Source organism: Dysgonomonas sp. 521 (assembly GCF_010501055.1).
In the GTDB taxonomy this organism is placed as follows: domain Bacteria; phylum Bacteroidota; class Bacteroidia; order Bacteroidales; family Dysgonomonadaceae; genus Dysgonomonas.
In genome coordinates, this window is the sequence record NZ_QVMO01000211.1 from 1 (window position 1) to 1,416 (window position 1,416).

The window sequence follows — 1,416 nt, forward strand, 5'->3', positions numbered from 1 at the left end:
GCCAGCCTGTACATAAAGAACTTAATATCTGCTACTCCTCTGAATTGTCCTCTGAGAGCCTTTATTTTAGCGTTGAATGATTCGGCCGAAGCATTGGTGAGCCTCTCATTGAAGTAATTGATGATTGTTCGGTTGTGATTTTCAAAGGTTTCCAGTACCCGGTTGAGCCCGGTTTCTCCAAACTTTTCTACTTGATTATACCACTTAGCCAGTAATAATCTAGCAGCGTCTGCTGTAATCCGTTTGTTAAATATTTGAGTCAGCTGCATAGAGAGTTCATATGCTTGTTTGAGCTTAGGATAGGCCTCAAACAAGATTTGTGCACGGATTTGTTGCTGTTCATTCCATTTAGAGAAGTGTTTAAGCAGGATATGTTTAGAGCGTGCCATAATCTGCGGCATAGTCTCACCGTTGCTCATCCTTGCTGGTTGCCACGGCTCCAGTGAACGGCCCTGCCTTTTGGCTGCCTTGCGTTTCTCCTTGTATTCCCGGATAGCCTTGTTTTCTGCTTCGAGTACCTCCCAGCGATATTTTATCCGAATATGGTCTACAGCTTCATTCATCAACTGTTGCACATGGAAACGGTCGTTTATCAGCTCGGCTTTAGGAAAGGACCAGCGTGCCGTCAGCATCATCGCAGAGGAGAGGTCAGTAGTTATGCTTTTAACCTGAAGGCGTTTCTGGCGTGACATCCGGTTGAATGCTCTAATCACCGTCTGGCTGGCAACACCGCGAACTATCGCTACCAGGGAGCCTTTGCCTCCATGACCGGCCTTATTGGTTAATACCGTGTAAACTTCACCATTACTCAGGCAGGTTTCATCCAAACTCAAATCAGCACCCAGATTCTCTTCAAACAATATGTAGTCCTGGGCATGCTCCAATTGCTCCCAAGAGCGGTAGTCACTAATGACTTCCTTGTACTGTTTGCGTAGGGTTTGACCCTTCAGACCATTGCGTACTGCAAGAGTATTAATACTTATAGGCGTACTTTCAATCTCCCTCTTTTAAAAAAGCCACGAACTCAGCGTTCAGACGCGTGCGATCATGTTCTGATAAATCCCAGTCATAACTAAATATATTACCGGAATCCTGATCGAGCCATTTGCGTTTACGAACATGCAGGTAAGTGGCACGACCGCGGATAGGGAAGTCCTGAATCGAATGATAAGAACCAAAACCGTAGGCTACAACTTTATTATTGTACTTATCTTCTCGCATTTGTACTTTCTTATCATCAAGCCAGATATCAAAACGGGTATCGGACTTCTCAAAATTGACAATGTCAAAATTGTCTATCAAAACTTCGGGCAGGATAGATCCTAACAACTTCTCGTAATTCATCCTGACAAAGATAAGCTATATTCATGATATGCGACAAGACAAATCAACCCGGAAAATCCGCTGAGCCCATTT

Annotated in this window: 2 protein-coding genes; both read right to left on the reverse strand. The window is 44.1% G+C overall.

Features of this window, described 5'->3' with window-relative positions; translation table 11 throughout:
• The coding region (locus D0T84_RS22175; RefSeq protein WP_163310091.1) for a transposase at positions 1-983 on the reverse strand (983 nt) is incomplete at its 3' end.
• Between the two features lie 10 nt (positions 984-993).
• On the reverse strand, positions 994-1,344 hold the full coding sequence (locus D0T84_RS22180) for a transposase family protein (protein WP_163310090.1): 351 nt from the start codon (positions 1,342-1,344) through the stop codon (positions 994-996).
• Positions 1,345-1,416: the final 72 nt, after the last annotated feature.

Coding starts and splice junctions, on each gene's coding strand:
- D0T84_RS22180 (WP_163310090.1), bottom strand. CDS start 1,344: ATGAATTACGAGAAGTTGTTAGGATCTATCCTGCCCGAAGTTTTGATA.